Origin of the sequence: Dyella sp. SG562 (assembly GCF_011759495.1) — a bacterium.
GTDB lineage: Bacteria > Pseudomonadota > Gammaproteobacteria > Xanthomonadales > Rhodanobacteraceae > Dyella_D > Dyella_D marensis.
In genome coordinates this window covers 233656-255197 of record NZ_JAAOYS010000005.1, presented here as the reverse complement: position 1 = coordinate 255197, position 21542 = coordinate 233656, and the positions used below count along the sequence as shown (strand labels likewise).

The following is a 21542-nucleotide window of genomic DNA, read 5'->3' as shown; positions in this document are numbered from 1 at the left end:
TGGACGATCTGCACGGCAAGCTGGCGCGCTTCCTGGACGGCACCGGCGCGGTGCATCGCGGCCGTGCCGACAAGGCGCGCGAGGGCATGGACGGCAAGATCGAGGCATGGATCGCGCAGGGGCGGCTGGATACGCTGGTCGAGCTGTGGGTACAGGGCCACGCCATCGACTGGCGCAGGCTGCATGCCCACCGCGTGCCGCGGCGCGTCAGCCTGCCGACTTATCCGTTCGCGGCGGAGCGCTACTGGATCGCGGCGGGCGCGGCGCCGCGCGCTGGCGCGGCTGCGCTGCATCCGCTGGTAAAGCGCAATACCTCGACCTTGGAAGGGCCGCGTTTCAGCAGCCGCTTCGGTGGGAACGAGACGGTGTTCGCCGATCATCGCGTCGGCGGGCGTGCGGTGTTGCCGGGTGTTGCGCAGTTGGAGATGGCGCGTGCTGCGGCGGGTCTGGCGCTGGAATCCAGCGGTCCCCTGCGCCTGAAGGACGTCGCGTGGATGCGGCCAGTGCTGGCCGGCGCCGAGGGCGTGGAGCTGCATCTGTCGCTTTATCCGCGGGATGGCGGCGATGTCGCCTATGAACTCCATGCGGATGGCGATCTGCTTTATGGCCGGGGTACGGTCACGACGATGGCCAGCGCGGCTGCGCCGATGCCGCATGACATCGATGCCTTGCGCGCGCGCTGCGCGGCGCGGCATCTCGATGCTGCCGCGTGCTATGCGCTGTTCGAGGCCATGGGCCTGGGTTATGGCGAAGGCTTCCGCGGCCTCGTCGAAGTGTTCGCGGGCGAGGGCACGGTGCTCGCGAGGGTTGCGCTGCCCGAGGCCTGGCGCGCGGCGGGGCAGGCTTATGAGCTGCCGCCGGGCCTGCTCGATGCGGCCCTGCAAGCCTCCATTGGCCTGTTCGCCGGTGATGGCGGCAACACGCCGCCACTGATGCTTCCCGTGTCGCTTGCTGCGCTGGATGTCTTAGGGCCATGCGCGGATGCCACCTGGGTCGTGGTCCGGCGGAGCGATGCGGCGGACGTGGTGGATATCGATCTGTGCGGCGACGACGGCATGCCGCGCCTGCGTTTCCACAGGCTGGCGTTCCGTGCCGTTGAGGCCGCGTCGGCCGAAAACAGCGTCGTCATGGATCCGATGGCGATCGCCCCTGCGCAGGCGGCGCCCATCGCCGTAGAGCACGCCGAAGACGATGCTGCCTTCCTGGAACGCGCCACGCGCCATTTCGAGCGCTTCCTGTCGGCCGCGCTGAAGCTGCCCGCGCACCGGATCGAGCGCAAGGCGCGGATGGAGACCTACGGCATCGACTCGCTGATGGTGCTCGACCTCACACGCGCCTTGGAAAAGACCTTCGGTCCGCTGCCGAAGACGCTGTTCTTCGAGTACCAGACGCTGGCCGACCTGTCCGGCTATTTCGCGCGGCAGCATCGCGAGGCGCTGGCCGGGCTGCTCGGCGAGCGGCGCAGCGCGGCCGCGGCGGTATCCATGCCCGTGGCAACGAAGACGGCGGCCGCGCCTCCGACACGCCAGGCACGCTATGCCTTGCGCAACCGCGCCATCGGCGGCGAGAGCGGCGCCATTGCCATCATCGGCGTCGCCGGCCGCTATCCCCAGGCCATCGATCTGGATGCGTTCTGGGCCAACCTGAGCCAGGGCGTCGACAGCATCACCGAGATCCCGGCCGAGCGCTGGGACCACTCGCGCTACTTCGACGAAGACCGCAACGCCCCGGGCAAGACCTACGGCAAGTGGGGCGGCTTTATCGACGGCGTCGACCGCTTCGATCCGCTGTTCTTCAATATCTCCCCGCGCGAAGCGGAACTGATGGATCCGCAGGAACGGCTGTTCCTCGAATGCGTGCATGCGACGCTGGAAGATGCCGGCTACACCCGCGACAACGTCGCCGGGAACGGCAACGTCGGCGTGTTCGCCGGCGTGATGTACGAGGAATACCAGCTCTACGGCGCGCAGGAGCAGGCGCGCGGCAAGGCGCTGGCGGTGCCGGGCCATCCGGCGTCGATCGCCAACCGCGTCTCGTACTTCTGCAACTTCAACGGCCCGAGCATGGCGCTGGACACCATGTGCTCGTCGTCGCTGACCGCGATCCACCTGGCCTGCCAGGCGATCCAGCGCGGCGATTGCGCGGTGGCGCTGGCCGGTGGCGTCAATGTGTCGGTGCATCCGAACAAATACCTCACCCTGGCCCAGGGGCGCTTTATCTCGGGCAAGGGCCGCTGCGAGAGCTTCGGCGAGGGCGGCGAAGGCTATGTGCCGGGCGAGGGCGTGGGCGCGGTGCTGCTCAAGCCCCTGGAACAGGCCCAGGCCGACGGCGACCATATCTACGGCGTGATCCGCGCCACCGCGGTCAATCACGGCGGCAAGACCAACGGCTATACGGTGCCGAACCCGAATGCGCAGGCGGAGGTGATCGAACGCGCCTTGCGCAAGGGCAGGGTCGACGCGCGCCATATCAGCTATATCGAAGCGCATGGCACGGGCACCAGCCTGGGCGATCCGATCGAGATCGCCGGATTGTCGAAGGCCTTTGCGCACTGGACGGCGGACACCGGCTACTGCGCGATCGGTTCGGCGAAGTCCAATATCGGCCACTGCGAAAGCGCGGCGGGCATTGCCGGCGTCACCAAGGTGCTGCTGCAGCTGAAGCATCGCCAGCTGGCGCCGAGCCTGCACTCGGCGGTGTTGAATCCGAATATCGATTTCGACGCGACGCCGTTCGTGGTGCAGCAGGAGCTGGCGCCGTGGGCGCGGCCGGTGATCGATGGGCGCGAGCGGCCGCGGCTGGCCGGCATTTCCTCGTTCGGCGCCGGTGGCGCGAATGCCCATGTGGTGATCGAGGAGTACGTCGAAGCCGTATCGATCGAGCATCGGGACGACGGCCCGGCCATCGTGCCGCTGTCGGCGCGCGACGACGCGCGCCTGCGCGAACAGGCGCAGCGCCTGCTGGCCGCCATCGAGGCCGATCCGCAACTGTCGCTGCACGATCTTGCCTACACGCTGCAGGTCGGCCGCGAAGCGATGGACGAGCGCCTTGCGCTGCTGGTGCATACGCTGGACGAGCTGCGCGGCAAGCTGGCGGCCTGGCTGGCCGGCGACACGGCGATCGACGAGCTTTACCAGGGACAGGCGAAGCGCAACCGCGAGGCGCTGGCCGAGCTCACCGATGACGACGATATGGACGGCACGGTGCGTGCGTGGCTGGCCAAGGGCAAGCACGGCAAGCTGCTGGCGCTGTGGGCGAGGGGGCTGGCGTTCGACTGGCGCAGCTTGCATGCGGGCCGGCAGCTGCGCCGGGTGAGCCTGCCGACGTATCCGTTTGCCCGCGAGCGTTACTGGCTGCCGCTGGAGGCTGCGCCTTCGAACGAATCGCAAGCCGCCGCATTGCATCCGCTGCTGCACCGGAATACCTCGACATTCGCGCTGCAGCGTTTCAGCTCGCGCTTCACCGGCGGTGAGCCTTTCCTGGCCGACCACGTGGTGCGTGGCAGCCGCGTGCTGCCCGGCGTGGCGCAGCTGGAAATGGTGCACCGGGCCGTGCGCGAGGCGCTGGATGGCGACGAGCGGCTGCGCTTGGTGGACGTGGCATGGCAGCGGCCGGTGGTGGCGGATGCGGATGGACTGGAGGTGCATGTCGCCTTGCTGCCGCAGGACGATGCGGCGATCCGCTTCGAGATATCCAGGGGCGATACGGTCTGCACGGTCGGATCGGTGGCTGTCGTCGAGGAAGGCGAGCCGCCGGCCGCGCATGACATGGAGAGCCTGCGCCGGATCTGCGTGGCGTCGCGGCTGGATGCGGCGCAGTGCCAGTTGGCCTTCGAGCGCATGGGATTGGCGTACGGTCCGTCGCTGCGCGGTTTGACGGAAGTTCTGGTCGGGACCGGGCAGGCCCTGGCGCGCATCGTTCTACCGGCGGGTACGAAGCTGGACGGATTCGGCCTGCATCCGAGCCTGCTCGATGCGGCCTTGCAGGCCACGCTCGGCCTGGCTTCGCCCGAGGGCGGCACGCTGTGGTTGCCCGCATCGCTCGTGTCGCTGGACATCCATGCCGCGTGCGCCGAGCGCATGTGGGCCGTGGTGACGCGGCTCGACGACAGCGACTCAACCGGCAAGAGCTTCGATATCGACCTGTGCGATGACGCGGGCCGGATCTGCGTCCGTTTCGGCGGCGTGCTCCTCCGCCAGGCGCCCGCCATCCAGGATGCCGCGCCGGTTCTGCTGGCGGCGCCCGCATGGATTGCGCAGCAGGCGGCTTCGGGAGACGTGGCGGGCTCCGTGGCAAAACATGCCGTGCTGCTTGCCGGCCTCGCGGCGGCGGAAGCCGATCGTGTGCGCGTTACCTTCGCCGACGCGATGGCCGTGGAACTCGGCAGCGATCTTGCGCAGTCCTACGAAGCGGCCGCCGCCGCCTTGCTGGATACGCTGCGCGCATGGGCCACCGAACCCGGCCCTTGCCTGGTGCAGGTGGTGGTGCCCGCACAAGGCGCGGGCCAGACGATGGCCGGACTGGAAGGCATGCTGCGCACCGCGCGGCTGGAGAATCCGGGGATCCGCGGCCAGCTGATCCGCATCGAGGCGGGCCAGGATGCGGTGCGGGTGTTGGCAGAGAACCGCTCTGACGACGCCGTTTCGATTCGCTATGTGGATGGCGTGCGCCAGACCGCCGGGTGGACGGAAGCGCAACCGGCGGCGGATACCGTTTCGCCGTGGAAAGCCGGCGGCACCTACCTCATCACCGGCGGTGCAGGCGGCCTCGGGCTGGTGTTCGCCCGAGATATCGCCAGGCAGGCCCAAGGCGCCACCCTGGTGCTGACCGGCCGTTCACCGCTGAGCGGCGAAACACAGGCCGCGCTCGACGAACTCGCGGCGCTGGGTGCCACGGCCCGTTATCGCCAGCTCGACGTAAGCGACCGCGCCGCGGTGCTGGCCTGCGTGCGCGAGATCGCCGAGGCCGAAGGGCTGGACGGTATCCTGCACAGCGCCGGCGTGCTGCGCGATGGCTTTATCCTGCGCAAGTCGCACCAGGATCTGCGCGACGTGCTGCGCGCGAAGGTTGCCGGCACCGTGTATCTGGATGAAGCGAGCCGCGATCTCCCGCTCGACGCGTTTATCGTGTTCTCGTCGCTGGCAGGCGCCATCGGCAATGTCGGCCAGGCCGACTACGCGGCGGCGAACGCCTTCATGGATGCGTTTGCGCACCACCGCGATGGCCTGGTTGCGCAAGGCCAGCGCAGTGGCCGCAGCTTGTCGGTCAACTGGCCGCTGTGGGACCACGGCGGCATGCGCGTCGATGCGGCCACGCGGCAGCGTCTTCTGCGCGAGCGGGGCATGGCGCCGCTGGGGACCGTGGAAGGTTGCGCCGCCCTGGCGCAGGCATGGTCGCTGGGTTCGCCCCAGGTGCTGGTTGCCGCGGGAGACCTGGCGCGCCTGCGCGCGGACGTGCTGGGCCAGAGGGCGCGGCAGCGCGTCGCGGCACCGGAGCCGGTGCAAACGGCGGCGCCTGTCGAAACCTCGGCGGACGACCTGCGCGAGCGCACCGTGCGCCACCTGGTGCGCATGCTCTCGGCCACGCTGAAGCTCCCGCCGCAGCGCATCGACGCCGACGCCCGCCTGGAAGCCTACGGCATCGATTCGGTGATGACGTTGGACCTGACCGCGCGGCTGGAGCAGGCCTTCGGCGCGCTGCCGAAGACGCTGTTCTTCGAATACCAGTCGATCGCCGCGCTGGCGGATTACTTCCTGCAGCACCACCGTATGGCGCTGGCCGGGCTGGTGGGCGAAAGCACCGTCGCGGCGCCCGCGCCGGTGGCCGCGCCAGCGGCCGTGCTTTCTGCGCCCGTCGCGGCCAGCCGCCTGCGCTCGCCCTTCGTCAGCCGCACCGAAGTGAAGGAAGAGGGCATCGCCATCATCGGCGTCGCCGGCCGCTATCCGCAGGCGCGCAACCTCGAGGAGTTCTGGGCCAACCTCAGCCAGGGCCGCGACAGCATCACCGAGATCCCGTCCGACCGCTGGGATCACAGCCTGTACTTCGACGCGGACCGCAACGCCCCCGGCAAGACCTATGGCAAATGGGGCGGCTTTATCGACGGCGTGGACCGTTTCGACGCGCGCTTCTTCCATATCTCGCCGCGCGAAGCGGAGCTGATGGACCCGCAGGAGCGGCTGTTCCTCGAATGCGTGCATGCCACGCTGGAAGATGCCGGCTACACGCGGGAGAACGTGGCCGAGGACGGCAACGTCGGCGTGTTCGCCGGCGTGATGTACGAGGAGTACCAGCTCTACGGTGCGCAGGAACAGGCGCATGGCCGCTTCGTGGCGGCGCCGGGCAGCCCGGCCTCGATCGCCAATCGCATCTCCTATTTCTGCGATTTCCACGGCCCCAGCCTGGCGCTGGACACCATGTGCTCGTCGTCGCTGACGGCGATCCACCTGGCCTGCGAGAGCCTGGCGCGCGGCGGTTGCGCGGTGGCCATTGCCGGCGGCGTCAATGTGTCGGTGCACCCCAACAAATACCTGGTGCTGGCGCAGGGCAAGTTCATTTCGGGCAAGGGGCGCTGCGAGAGTTTCGGCGAAGGCGGCGAAGGTTATGTGCCGGGCGAGGGTGTGGGCGCGGTGCTGCTTAAATCCCTGGCGCAGGCCAGGGCCGACGGCGACCATATCTACGGTGTGATCCGCGCCACCGCGGTCAACCATGGCGGCAAGACCAACGGCTATACCGTGCCGAATCCGAATGCGCAGGCCAAGGTCATTGAGCGCGCCCTGCGTGCCGGCGGCGTGGATGCGCGGCAGGTCAGCTATATCGAAGCGCACGGCACGGGCACCAGCCTGGGCGATCCGATCGAGATCGCCGGATTGTCGAAGGCCTTTGCGCACTGGACGGCCGACACGGGCTACTGCGCGATCGGTTCGGCGAAGTCGAATATCGGGCATTGCGAAAGCGCGGCCGGTATCGCCGGGCTGACCAAGGTGCTGCTGCAGCTGAAGCACCGGCAGCTGGCGCCCAGCCTGCATTCGGCGGTGCTCAATCCGAATATCGATTTCGCCGCGACGCCGTTCGTGGTGCAGCAGGAGCTGGCCGCATGGCGGCGGCCGGTGATCGATGGGCATGAACATCCGCGTATCGCCGGCATCTCGTCCTTCGGTGCGGGCGGGGCGAATGCCCATGTGGTGGTCGAGGAGTACGTGCCCGCCGTCGCCGCAGAGCCGCCTGGCGGTCCCGCGTTGGTGCTGTTGTCCGCTCGCGACGAAGAACGGCTGCGCGAAAGAGCAGGCGAGCTGATGGCTCACCTGGCCAAGCCGGAACTCAAGTTGGCGGACCTGGCTTACACATTGCAGGTCGGCCGCGAAGCGATGGACGAACGCCTTGCGCTGCTGGTGCATTCGCTGGACGAACTGCGCGGCAAGCTCGCGGCATGGCTGGCCGGCGATACGGCGATCGAAGGCCTTTACCTGGGACAGGCGCGGCGCGGCGCGGACGCGCTTGCTGCGCTGGCCGGCGATGATGATATGGCCGCTACCGTGGCCAGCTGGTTTGCGCGCGGCAAGTACGAGCGGCTGCTCGATCTATGGACGAAGGGGTTCAATCTCGATTGGCGGCACCTGTATGGGAACGATGTGCGCCCGCGCCGCATCAGCCTGCCGACGTATCCGTTCGCACGTGAACGCCATTGGTTCCCCACAGGAACGGCGCAGGCGCCTGCACGTGCCGAGCCGGTAATCGCTGCAGCGGCCGCACCCATCGAGACGCTGATGTTCCGGCCTGCATGGCCGGTGCGTCCCGTGTTTGAAGGTGCTGCCGCTCCCGCTTCGCGAGTCGTGCTGCTGTGCGGCCAGGAAGACGGGCTGGCGGTGCGTATCCGCGAGCAGTTCCCGCAAGCGGCCTGCCTGGTCGCGCCAAGCGGTGCCGACCTCGGCAGCGCGTTCGAAGCGGCGGCGACCTTGCTGCTGGAAACGCTGCAGGGCCTGACCGCGCAGCCGGGGCAGCACCTGATCCAGGTCGTCGTGCCGCGCGAAGGCGAGTGGCAGGCGCTGTCCGGACTGGACGGCATGCTGCGCACCGCGCGGCTGGAGAGCCCGCGCCTGCTCGGCCAGCTGATCGCGGTCGAGGCTGGACAGGATGTCGCCGCCGCGCTGAGGGAAGACGGCGCCGCGCAGCGCGTGCGCCATGTGCGCGGCGAGCGCCAGACCGCCGGATGGACCGAACTACGCCCGTCGGCGCAGGGCGCATCGCCCTGGAAGGATCACGGCGTCTACCTGATCACCGGCGGCGCCGGCGGCCTGGGCCTGATCTTTGCCCGCGCCATCGCCAGCGAAGTGCGCAACCCGGTGCTGGTACTCACCGGCCGTTCCGCGCTGGACGAAACGATCAAGAGCCGCATCCGCGAGCTGGAAGCGCTCGGCGCGGTGGTGCGCTATCACGCGGTGGACGTCGCCGACGCCGAGGCCATCGACACGCTGGTGCGCGGCATTCCGGAGGAGTTCGAAAGCCTCGACGGCATCGTGCACAGCGCCGGCGTGGTGCGCGACAGCTTCCTGCTGGCCAAGACCCGCGACGAACTGCGCCAGGTGCTGCGCGCCAAGGTGGCGGGCACGCTGAATCTCGACCGGGCCAGCCGCGACATGGCGCTGGATGCCTTTATCTGCTTCGCCTCCATCGCGGGTGCGCTGGGCAGCGTGGGGCAGGCCGATTACGCGGCGGCGAATGCCTTTATGGATGCCTTCGCGCATGAGCGCGCGGAGCGGGTGGCGCGCGGCGAGCGGCAGGGACGCACGCTGTCGATCGACTGGCCGCTGTGGGCCGAAGGCGGCATGCAGGTGGATGCCGCGACGCAGGCGATGATGCGCCAGCAGCTGGGCATGCATCCGCTGGGCAGCGCCGAGGGCCTGCGCATCCTGCGCGAGGCCTGGGCCAGCGACGCCAGCCAGCTGCTGGTGGTGGCGGGCGAGCCGGAGCGTATCCGCGAGGCTGTGCTGGGCACGGCAACGCAGGGCATCGCCGCGCCGCCGGCTGCCATGGTGGAAGAGATGACGATCGAAGAGACGGCCGAATCGTCGCGCGAGGCGGTATGGACCGCGCTGACCGAGCTGGTCTCGGCCCTGATCAAGGTGAAGCCGGACGATCTGGACGGCGAAACCACTTTCAGCGAATACGGCTTCGATTCCGTCTCGCTGACCGAGTTCGGCAACGCCTTGAACCAGCGCTTCCAGCTGCGGCTGACGCCGACGGTGTTCTTCGAGCATCCCACGCTGGACCGCCTGATCGATCACCTGGTGCGCGAGCAGGGCGTCGTGGCCGCGCCGCCGGTACGCAAGCGTGCCGCAGCGGTGGCTTCCGCCGCCGCTGTGAGCGCACCCGTGCCGGTGGTTACTGTGCCCGCCGCGGACGAACCGGTCGCCGTCATCGGCATGAGCGGGCGCTTCCCCCACGCGGCGGATATCGAAGCGTTCTGGCGGAACCTGCGCGACGGCCGCGACTGCATCGACGAGATCCCGCCGTCGCGCTGGGACTGGCGCAGCCTGCATGGCGACCAGGGCCGCGAGGCGCACCGCACCCGGATCATCTGGGGCGGCTTTATCGATGGCGTCGACGAGTTCGATCCGATGTTCTTCGGCGTCTCGCCCAAGGAAGCGGAGCTGATGGATCCGCAGCAGCGGCTGGCCATGATCCACGTATGGAAGGCGCTGGAAGACGCCGGCTATGCGGGCGACGCGCTGGCGGGCAGCGATACGGCGGTCTATATCGGCACCGGCGCCACCGGCTATGGCCGGCTGGTCGACCGCGCTGGCCTGGGTGGCGAAGCGTACGCCTCGACCGGCGGCGTGCCTTCGGTCGGGCCCAACCGCATCAGCTTCATGTTCGACTGGCATGGGCCGAGCGAGCCGGTGGAAACGGCGTGTTCCAGTTCGCTGGTGGCGCTGGCGCGCGGCGTCGCCGCGATCCGCGGCGGGCAGGCCGCGGTCGCGGTGGTCGGCGGCGTCAACACCATCGTGACGCCGGAAGCGCATATCAGCTTCAGCAAGGCCGGCATGCTCAGCGCCGACGGCCGCTGCAAGACCTTCGCCGCCGGAGCCGACGGCTATGTGCGCGGCGAAGGCGTGGCGATGCTGGTGCTGAAGAAACTGTCGGAGGCCGAGCGCGATGGCGACTGCATCCATGGCCTGATCCGCGGCGTGGCGGAGAACCATGGCGGCCATGCCAACTCGCTGACCGCGCCCAATCCCGTGGCGCAGGCCGAGGTGATCCGCACGGCGCAGCGGCAGGCGGGCATCGATCCGCGCACGGTGAGCTATATCGAAGCGCACGGCACCGGTACGCGGCTGGGCGATCCGGTGGAGGTGCAGGGCCTGAAGGCGGCGTTCGGCGCAGAGGCAGTGGCCGCGCCGTACTGCGGGCTGGGTTCGGTCAAGACGAATATCGGCCATCTGGAACTGGCCGCGGGTGTGGCCGGCGTGGTGAAGGTGCTGCTGCAGATGAAGCACCGCACCCTGGTGCGCAGCCTGCACAGCGAACAGCTCAATCCGTATCTGGAGCTGGACGGCAGTCCGTTCTACGTGGTGCGCGAGGCGCGGGAGTGGGCGGCATTGCGCGACGCGCAGGGCAGGCCGCTGCCGCGCCGTGCGGGTGTGAGTTCGTTCGGCTTCGGCGGCGTGAATGCGCACGTGGTGCTGGAGGAATATGTGGCGCCGGTGGCGGCGCGGCCGCCGGTGACCGCGCCGGTGCCGGTGCTGTTGTCGGCGCGCAGCGAGCGGCAGCTGCAGGAGCAGGTTCGCCTGCTGCTGGACTTCGTTACGCGGTCCGAGGTGGATCTGGGCGATCTCGCCTATACGCTGCAGGTGGGGCGTGAAGCGATGGAGTGGCGGCTGGCGTTGCCGGTGGCGTCGATGGATGAACTGCGTGAGCGGTTGCATTCCGTCGTGGCAGCCGGGGAATCGTCGGCACTCATCCATCGTGGCACCGCATCGCGCGGACGCCGTGACGCCGCAGCCGATGCGCAGGCGATCGGCGCGTGGATCGCGGCCCGCGACTTGGACAAGCTGCTCGATGCCTGGGTGAAGGGCGCCGCTGTCGATTGGCGGCAGTGGCACGGTGCGCGCAGGCCGCGTCGCATCGGCCTGCCGACCTATCCGTTCGCACGTGGCCGCTACTGGGTGCCGGAGACGACAGCGCCGGTTCGCAGCGAGCCCGTAGAACCCGTGCCCAGCGGCCACGAATGGCTGCTGCTGCCGACCTGGGAAGTCGTCGAGCCGAAGCTTGCCGCAAGCTCGGAAGGCGGACGCACCCTGATCGCCGGCGGCTCGCCGGCACAGCGGGCGATGCTGCTGGATGCGCTGCCGGATGCGGCGGTGCTCGATTCGATGCCGGTGGACGCCGCCGTGCTCGAACGACACTTGCGTGCGCTCGGCTCGTTCGACCGCATCGTCTGGCTGGCCGTCGACGAAGCCCACGCAGCCGATGACGACGACGCGCTGATCGCTGCTCAGGAACACGGCGTGATCGCTGCGTTCCGCCTGGTCAAGGCCCTGCTCGCACTCGGCTTCGACCGCCGCGCGCTCGACTGGACCATGGTGACCGTGCAGGCGCAGTCCGTGCACGGCTCCGACACCGTCGCACCTGGCCATGCCGCGATCCACGGCTTCATGGGCGCGGTGGCGAAGGAGTGCGCCAGCTGGCGCCTGCACCTGCTCGACATGCCGCGCGCCGATGCCTGGCCGCTCGACCGCATGTACCGGCTGGCCGGCGAGGGCCGCGGCGCCACCCTGGCCTGGCGTGGCGGCCAGTGGTTCCGCCAGGTGCTGTCGCGCGTGGATGCGGCGAGCGTGGCGCAACAGGCTTCGCCTTATCGCGACGACGGCGTCTATGTAGTGATCGGCGGCGCCGGCGGCATCGGCCAGGCCTGGAGCGAGCATATGATCCGCACGCATCGTGCGCGCATCGTGTGGATCGGCCGCCGCGCGGAAGACGAGGCGATCGCACAGGCGCGGACGCGGCTGGGCGCGCTCGGCGCGGCGCCGCTCTATATCGCCGCCGATGCGGCCGACCGCGCGGCGCTGCAACGGGCCTGCGCGGAAGTGCTCGCGCGCCATGGCGCGATCCACGGTGTGGTGCATGCGGCGATCGACCTGCTCGACAAGAGCGTGGCGCAGATGGACGAGTCGCGGCTGCGCGCGGGGCTGGCGGCCAAGGTCGCGGCCAGCGTGCGGATCGCCCAGGTGTTCGGCGCCCAACCGCTGGACTTCATGCTGTTCCTGTCCTCGCTGGCCGGCTTCGTGCGCGCCGCGGGGCAGGGCAACTATGCGGCGGGCTGCACCTTCAAGGATGCCTACGCACTGCATCTGGCCGCGCGCCTGCCGTATCCGGTGAAGGTGATGAACTGGGGCTATTGGGGCAGCGTCGGCGTGGTCGCCTCCGGCGATTACCGCGAGCGCATGGCGCGGCAGGGCATCGGTTCGATCGAGCCGGCCGAAGGCATGCGGGCGCTGGAACGGCTGCTGCGTTCGCCGCTGCCGCAGCTGGGCTTTATGAAGGCAGTGCGCGAGGACGTGCGCGGCGGCGTGTTCGATCTGGTCGGGCAGGCGAAGGTGCGCATGCACCCGGCCCGCTTCGACTCGGTGGCGGACACCCTGAGCGTGCCGCCGGCATTCCAGGGCGATGCGGCGCATCTCGCGGCCGAGGGCCGGGAGATCGACCGGCTGGCGCTGGCGATCCTGCACGGCGAACTGCAGGGCTTGGGGCCGGCGGATGCGGCGGCCGCTTCCCCGCGCTACGCACGCTGGCTGAAGCACAGCCTGCGCATGATCGCGCAGGCCGGCCTCACGGTGTCCCCTTCGCTGGAAGGCGCCTGGTCCGAATGGAACGCGCGCAAAGTGGCATGGCAGGCCGCAGGCCATGTGCGGCAGGCCCAGGTAACCCTGGTCGACGCCATGCTGCGCTCGCTGCCGGCGATCCTGCGCGGCGAGGTCGAAGCCACCGCGGTGATGTTCCCGGACTCGTCGATGCGGCTGGTCGAGGGCGTCTACCAGGGCAATGCCGTCGCCGATCATTTCAACGACGTGCTGTGCGAGGCGGTGCTCGCCTTCGTCGCGGCCCGCGTGGCGCGCGATCCGGCGGCGCGCATCCGCATCGTCGAGATCGGCGCCGGCACCGGCGGCACCAGCGCGCGGGTCATGGCGCGGCTGGCGCCGTATGCGCAACATATCGGCGAGTACTGCTACACCGACCTGTCGCGCGCCTTCCTGCTGCACGCGCAAGGCAAGTACGGGCCGTCGTATCCCTATCTCTCGTACCGGCTGCTGGATATCGGCAGCCCGCTCGAAGGGCAGGAGATCGAGGCCGGCGGCTACGACCTGGCCATCGCTACCAACGTGCTGCACGCCACGCGAGACATCCGCGAGAGCCTGCGCAACACCAAGGCCTTGCTGGGTGCGAACGGGCAGCTGGTGCTCAACGAGCTGGCCAGCTGCGAGCTGTGGTCGCATCTGACCTTCGGCCTGCTCGATGGCTGGTGGCTGTACGAGGACGAGGCGCTGCGTATTCCCGGCTGCCCGAGCCTGTCGCCGGCGCGCTGGCATGCCGTGCTGCGCGAGGAGGGCTATCGCCGGGTGCGTTTCCCGGCGGAGCCGGCGCATGGGCTGGGGCAGCAGGTGATCGTCGCGGAGAGCGACGGTGTCGTGCTGCAGAAGCCCGCGGCCAAGGCGAGCGCGCCGGCACGGGTGGAAGCGGCCACGGTCTCGCGTCCAGCCGAAGCGGCTGCGCCGGCGGATGCCGCTTCGCTGCGCGAGCGCTGCCGCGCGAAGTTGGCGAAGCTGATCGGCAAGGCGCTGAAGCTGCCGGCCGGCGAGATCGATACGGCGACGGGGCTGGACCGCTACGGCATGGACTCGATCCTGGTGCTGGAGCTGACCAACGCGCTGCGTGCGGCGTTCGAGGAGCTGGGGATCGAGGAGCGGGTTTCCTCCACGCTGTTCTTCGAGCATGCGAGCATCGATGCGCTGGCCGATCATTTCATCGCGGCCGAGCCGGAAGCGATGGGGCGCTGGACCGGAGTCGACGTGCGCGTCGCGCCGCCACCCCGCAAACATCCGCTGCTGCAGACCGCCGATGCGGCGGCAGGCCGCTTCGGCAGCCGCTTCGACGGCAGCGAGTTCTTCCTCGCCGACCATCGCGTGCAAGGGCGCCGCGTGCTGCCCGGCGTGGCCCAGCTGGAAATGGCCCGCGCCGCCGCGCAGCAGGCGATGCCGGGATCCGGCGTCCGGCTTGGCAAGGTCGCATGGATCCGCCCGGCGGTAGCGGACGACAGCGGACTGTCATTGCAGCTTGCGCTGACCGCCGAGCCGGACGGCGCGTTCCGCTTCGAACTGCGCGGCGAGGACGGCGCCGTCCACAGCCAAGGCATCGCGTCCGCGGGACAGGCTGCCGCCGAACGGCACGATCTCGCCGCGCTGCGCGCCCGCTGCACGGTGGCGCAGGTCGGCCACGAGCGCTGCTACGCCATCTTCGAAAGCAAGGGCCTGCAGTACGGCCCGGCCTTCCGCGGCATCGACGAGCTGTTCGTCGGCGAAGGCGAAGTGCTGGCGAAGATTTCCCTGCCAGCCCCGGTCGCCGCCACGCTGCCGCATTACGCGCTGCATCCCAGCCTGCTCGATGCCGCCCTGCAGTCATCGCTCGGCATGCATCTGGCGACGCATGGCGAAGAGGGCATCGCGCTGGCCCTGCCGTTTGCCGTCGACGGCGTGCAGGCACATGCGGCCTGCGCCGCCGACATGTGGGCTTACGTGCGCCACGCCGAGGGCACCGCGGCCGCCGGCGACATCCGTCAACTCGATATCGATCTCTGCGATGCGCACGGCCAGGTCTGCGTGCGCATCGAAAAACTCAGCCTGCGCACGGTCCATCTCAAGCCGGCACCTCCGCTGTCACGCGACACGAACCACGAACGGAACTCACCTGCCATGAACGATTCCAAGGACTTCACCTCGCACCACGGCCACGCCACCGACACGCAGCCGGCCAGCGCCGTGCTGCGCGAAAAGAGCATCCTGCAGTTCCGCAAGCTGATCAGCCGGCGCCTGGCGCTGCCGCTGGAGGCGATCGGGGCGACGGTGGGCTTCGACGAGTACGGACTCGATTCGATCCTGGTGATGGAACTGACCGATGCGCTGCGCGTGGTGTTCGGCGCGGAGCAGATCGGCGCGACGCTGTTCTTCGAGCACCACGATATCGAAGCGCTGGTCGATCACTTCCTGCGCACCGATCCGGCGGCACTGTCGCGCTGGGCGGGCATGGCCGCCGCCGCGCCGGCTGCAGCGCCGGCCGCCGTGGTACAGACAGCCAGCACTGCGGCACGCGAGGTGCAGCCGGTGGAAGCCACCATCCCCACCGTGCCCGCCCCAGTGGCGCCGTTCGACGTGGCCATCGTGGGCCTCTCCGGCCGCTACCCCGGCGCCAACGACGTCCACCAGTTCTGGGACAACCTCGCCGCCGGCCGCCACAGCGTGAGCGAAGTGCCGCCGGAACGCTGGGCGCATGGCCGCTTCTTCGACGAGCGCAAGGGCCAGGCCGGCAAGACCTACACGCGCTGGGCCGGGTTGCTGGACGACGTGCAGGGCTTCGATCGCCTGTTCTTCCATATCGCGCCCAGCGAGGCGCGCCTGATGAGCCCGCAGGAGCGGCTGTTCATGCAGGAGGTGCATGCGAGCATCGAGGACGCGGGCTATACGGCCGCCGGCCTCAGCGCCACGCGCAAGGTCGGCGTGTTCGTCGGCGTCACCAACGAGCACTACGCCACCGGCGCGCGCTTCTGGTCGATCGCCAACCGCATTTCGCACCTGTGCAATTTCCAGGGGCCGAGCCTGGCGGTCGATACCGCGTGCTCGTCCTCGTTGACGGCCATCCATCTGGCGCTGGAAAGCCTGCGCAGCGGCGACAGCGAGGTGGCGATCGCCGGCGGCGTGAACCTGATCGTGGCGCCGACCCAGCTGATCGACCTGGCCTCGATGGCGATGCTGTCGGCCGACGACAAGTGCAGGTCCTTCGCGGCCGGCGCGGACGGCTTCGTCGACGCCGAGGCGGTAGGCGCGCTGGTGCTTAAGCCCCTGCATCGCGCGGTGGCCGACGGCGACCATATCTATGGCGTGATCAAGGGCAGCGCGATCAATTCGGGCGGCAAGACCAACGCCTATCTGGTGCCGAACCCCAATATGCAGGCGCAGCTGGTGGGCGACGCATTGCGCCGCGCCGGCATCGATGCACGCACGGTGAGCTATGTGGAAGCGCAGGGCACCGGCAGCCACCTTGGCGACCCCATCGAGGTGGCGGGCCTGGCCAAGGCGTTCCGCCAGTGGACCCAGGACCGGCAGTTCTGCGCGCTGGGTTCGGCCAAGTCCAACCTGGGCCACAGCGAAAGCGCGAGCGGCTTCGTCGCGGTGAGCAAGGTGCTGATGCAGATGAAGCACGGCATGCTGGCGCCTAGCCTGCATGCGGCCACGCCGAATCCGGAGATCCGTTTCGCCGACACGCCGTTCTTCGTGCAGCAGGCGCTGGCGCCGTGGACGCGGCCGCAGCTGGACGTCGACGGGCGCCGCCGGGAGTTTCCGCGGCGCGCGGGCATCTCTTCGTTCGGCGCGGGCGGCGCGAATGCGCACCTGGTGATCGAGGAGTACGTCGAGCCGTCGTCGTCGCTGCGCGGCAGCCTGCCTGGTCCGGCCATGATCGTGCTGTCCGCACGCGATCCGGAACGCTTGAAGGCACGAGTGGAACGGCTGCTCGCGGCGCTGGCGCCGGAGCGGCACGCCTCCGATCTGGCGCTGGCCGATATCGCCTACACCTTGCAGGTGGGGCGCGAGGCGATGGAGGAGCGCCTGGCCCTGCTGGTGGAATCGCTGGACGAGCTGCGCGGCAAGCTGGCGGCGATCCTCGCCGGCGGCAAGGACGTGGACGACGTCTATGCGGGACAGGCGAAGCGCAATGCGTTCTCCGCGCTGGCCGACGACGAGGACATGCAGGCCGCGGTGCAGGCCTGGGTGGCCAAGGGCAAGTACGGCAAGCTGCTCGACCTGTGGGTGAAGGGGTTCGCGTTCGACTGGAACGGCTTGTACGCCGGCGCCGCCAAGCCGCGCCGCGTGAGCCTGCCGAGCTATCCGTTCGCACGCGAGGTGTGCTGGACGGACGTGCGTTATCCGGATGCCGTCGATGCGTTGCCGACGCTGGGAGCGGTGCGTAAGGAAGGGCTGGCGCTCGCCGCGGCCGACGTTCCGGCCACCGATGCCACCGGCACCATGATGCGCATCTGGTGCGAGCTGCTGGGCCGCCCGTCGGTGGCGCTCGACGACGACTTCTTCGAGCTCGGCGGCCAGTCGCTGCTGGCGACGCGGCTGGCGGTGCGCATCCGCGACGAGTTCGGCGTGGAGGTGCCGGTGGCGGCGATTCTCGAAGCGCCGACGGTCGCCGCCCTGGTTGCATGGGTGGCCGCCGCAGCCCCTGCCACGGCTCCGGCCAGCACGGTGGCGGCGCCGGCCGCGGTGCGGGAAGAAAGCTATCCGCTGTCGTTCGCGCAGCAGCGCCTGTGGTTCCTGGATCAGCTGGAAGGCTACAGCCCCACCTACAACATTCCCGCCGCGGTGCGCCTGAAGGGCCGGCTGGATACCGCCGCGCTGGAAGGCGCGCTCAATGACGTCGTGCTGCGCCACGATGCGCTGCGCGCGCGCTTCGGCAGCGTGGACGGCACGCCGGTGCAGTACATCGCCGAGCGCGTGGAGCTGGCGCTGGCGCTGCACGACCTGCGCGCCAGCGCGCCGGGCGAGCGCGAGGCGCAGACGCGCCAGCTGATGCTGGACGAGGCGAGCACGCCGTTCGACCTGCACGGCGGGCCGCTGGTGCGCGGCAGCCTGCTGCGCCTGGCCGACGACGAGCACCTGCTGCTGCTGACCATGCACCACATCGTTTCCGACGGCTGGTCGATGGGCATCCTGGTGCGCGAGCTGGGCACGCTGTATGCCAGCCGCGCCTTCGGTGCGCCGGCGGCGCTGCCGGAGCTGCCGATGCGCTATGTCGACTTCGCGCGCTGGCAGCGCGAATGGCTGAGCGGCGAGGTGCTGGAGCGGCAGCTCGGCTACTGGAAGAAGCAGCTGGCCGGCGCGCCGACCTTGCTGACCCTGCCCACCGACCGCCCGCGTCCGCCCACCCAGGGCCAGGATGGCGCCGCGCTGGCCTATGCGCTGCCGGCGGAGCTCAGCGCGAAGCTGCAGGCGCTGAGCCGCAAGTCGCAGGGCACCTTGTTCATGACCTTGTGCGCAGCCTTCAACGTGCTGCTGGCGCGCTATTCCGGGCAGAACGACATCTGCATCGGCACGCCGATCGCCAACCGCAACCGCAGCGAGATCGAGGACCTGATCGGCTTCTTCGTCAACACCCTGGTGCTGCGCAACCAGGTGGACCTGAGCGCGGGCTTCACCGACCTGCTCAAGCAGGTGCGCGCCACCACGCTGGACGCCTATGCCCACCAGGACGTGCAGTTCGAGCAGCTGGTGGGCGCGGTGCAGCCGGAACGCCACACCAGTTATTCGCCGCTGTTCCAGGTGATGCTGGTGCTGCAGAACGCGCCGCTGAATCTTGCCTTGCCGGGGCTGGAGCTGGAGCTGGTGCCGCACGAGACGGTGACCGCCAAGTTCGATCTCACGCTGACCTTCAGCGAAGGCCCGCAAGGCCTGTACGGCAGCTTCGAGTACAACACCGACCTGTTCGACCGCGCCACCATCGAGCGCATGGGCGAGCACTTCGCCAACCTGCTGCAGGCCATCGTGGCAGAGCCGGAGCGGCCGCTGGGCGAGCTGCCGATGATCGGCGAGGCGGAATACCGGCAGCTGGTCTACGGCTTCAACGACACCGCCAAGGCCTATCCGCGCGTGACGGCGGAGACGAACACGCTGCACCAGCTGTTCGAGGCGCAGGTGGCGCGCACGCCCGAGCACGTGGCCGTGGTGTACGAGAACCGCTCGCTGACCTATGCCGAGCTCAATGCGCAGGCCAATCGCCTGGCCCGCCACCTGCGCCATCTCGGCGTGGGGCCGGACGTGCTGGTCGGCCTGTGCACCGAGCGCTCGATCGAGATGATCGTGGGCCTGTATGCGATCGAGAAGGCCGGCGGCGCCTACGTGCCGCTGGACCCGACCTATCCGTCCGACCGCCTGGCCACCATCGTGGAAGATGCGGCGCCCGCGGCGATCCTCACCCTGACGCACCTGCGCCACGCCGCGCCGGCGATTCCCGGCCTGCCGGTGCTGTGCATCGACGGCGACGCCGCGAGCTGGGCGATGGAGGATGCCGGCAATCCGGTCAACGCCACCCAGCCGGGCGATCTGGCCTACGTGATCTACACCTCCGGCTCCACCGGCAAGCCCAAGGGCGTGGGCATCGACCATCGCGGCATCGTCAACCGCCTGGAGTGGATGCAGGAGGCTTATCCGCTGACCGCCGCCGACCGCGTGCTGCAGAAGACGCCTTTCAGCTTCGACGTCTCGGTGTGGGAGTTCTTCTGGCCGCTGCTGGAAGGCGCCACCCTGGTGGTGGCCAAGCCCGGCGGCCACCAGGACGTGGCCTACCTGGCCGGCCTGATCGACGCCGAGCGCATCACCACCACGCACTTCGTGCCGCCGATGCTGGAAGTGTTCCTCAACGAAGTGGAACCCGGCAGCGGGCGCTCGCTGCGCCAGGTGATGTGCAGCGGCCAGGCTTTGCCGATGGATCTGCAGCAGCGCTTCTTCGCCACCTGGGACCACGTGGCGCTGCATAATCTGTACGGCCCGACCGAGGCTTCGGTCGACGTCACCTACTGGCAGTGCCGCAAGGACAGCGCGCTCAACTGCGTGCCGATCGGCAAGCCCATCGCGAACATCCAGATCCATATCCTGGACGACTACTTCAACCCGGTGCCGGTGGGCGTGGTCGGCCATCTGTATATCGCGGGCGTCGGCCTGGCGCGCGGCTACGTGAACCGGCCGGATCTCACCGGGCAGACCTTCATCCCCAATCCCTTCAGCGCCGAGGACGGTGCGCGCATGTACCTGTCCGGCGACCTGGCGCGCTATCTGCCGGACGGCAATATCGAGTATCTGGGCCGCAGCGACCACCAGGTGAAGATCCGCGGCCTGCGCATCGAGCTGGGCGAGATCGAATCCACGCTGGCGGCGCTGGAGGCGGTGCGCGACGTGGTGGTGCTGGCGCGGCCGGACGAGCGCGGCGTGCAGCGCCTGGTGGCCTACCTGGTGGCGCACGACGGCCAGGCGCTGCCGGATCCGGCGGTGCTGCGCCGCACCCTGGCGCAGACGCTGCCCGACTACATGGTGCCGGAGTACTTCGTGGGGTTGGCGACGATGCCGCTGACCTCCAACGGCAAGGTCGACCGCAAGGTGCTGCCGGCGCCGGAGATGGTGCAGGACGAAGGCGAGCACGTCGCGCCGCGCACGGCGATGGAAAAGGCCATTGCCGCGGTGTGGTCGGAGCTGCTGAAGGTGGAGAAGGTCGGGCTGACCGACGACTTCTTCGAACTCGGCGGCCATTCGCTGCTGGCGACTCAGCTGGTCTCGCAGCTGCGCAAGCGGCACGTGGCGGAGATCGAGCTGCGCGACCTGTTCTCGCACGCCACGCTGGGCGCGCTGGCCTCGTTCGTGGATACGCGCAAGCAGGGCGGGCTGCATCCGAACCTGGTGCCGATCCGCGCCAAGGGTACGGCTGCGCCGCTGTTCCTGATCCATCCGATCGGCGGCGGCGTGCAGTACGCGTTCGACCTGGCCCAGCACCTGGATGCCAACCAGCCGGTGTACGGCCTGGCGGTGGGCGAGACGCTGCACCGGAGCATCGACGCCATGGCCACGGCGTATCTGGATGCGATCCGCGAAGTGCGGCCGTCCGGTCCGTACCTGCTGGCCGGCTGGTCGCTGGGCGGCATGGTGGCGTACGAGATCGCGCACCGCCTGCTGGCGGCGGGCGAGGACGTGCAGTTCGTCGGCATGATCGACACCAGCGCGCCGGCGCTGCGCGCCAGGGAGCGCGAGCGGCATCCGGTGCAGCACGACGCCTGCCGCGCGCTGCTGAACTGGCTGCTCGACCTGAACCTGGCCGGCGACTGGCGCACCCATCCCGACTATCCCGAGCTGATGGCGCGCGCCATCCGCGGCGACCTCGACGGCGTGATCGCGCTGTGCATGGGCGCGGGGCTGGTGCCGGCGGGGCTGGATGCGGACGAAGTGAAGCGCACGGTGGCGCTGTACGAAGCCTGCGGCCGCGCGGCCGACGACTATCGTCCGCCGGCGGCGCAGCTGCCGGTGACGTATTTCGCCGCCGATCGCCATGAAGGCGACGAGGTCTCGCTCGGCTGGCGCGACCTGGTGGGGCGGCATCTGGAGGTGTCGCGGATCGGCGGTTCGCATCTGTCGATCGTGTCGGCGCCGCTGAATGAAAAGCTGGCGCGCGACATCTCGGCGCGGATCGGCCGCTACACGCCGAATCTTTCCTTCACCGCGGCCAGTCCGTGA

The 21542-nt window shown here is 69.5% G+C and carries 1 protein-coding gene (running past one end of the window); it reads left to right on the top strand.

What is annotated here, in order from left to right; translation table 11 throughout:
- Window positions 1–21542, top strand: the 3' portion of a protein-coding gene (locus tag FHW84_RS12035; RefSeq protein WP_167255762.1) for a non-ribosomal peptide synthetase. It extends 10249 nt beyond the left edge of the window; the window shows 21542 of its 31791 coding nt (coding positions 10250–31791); the start codon falls outside the window, past its left edge; its stop codon occupies window positions 21540–21542.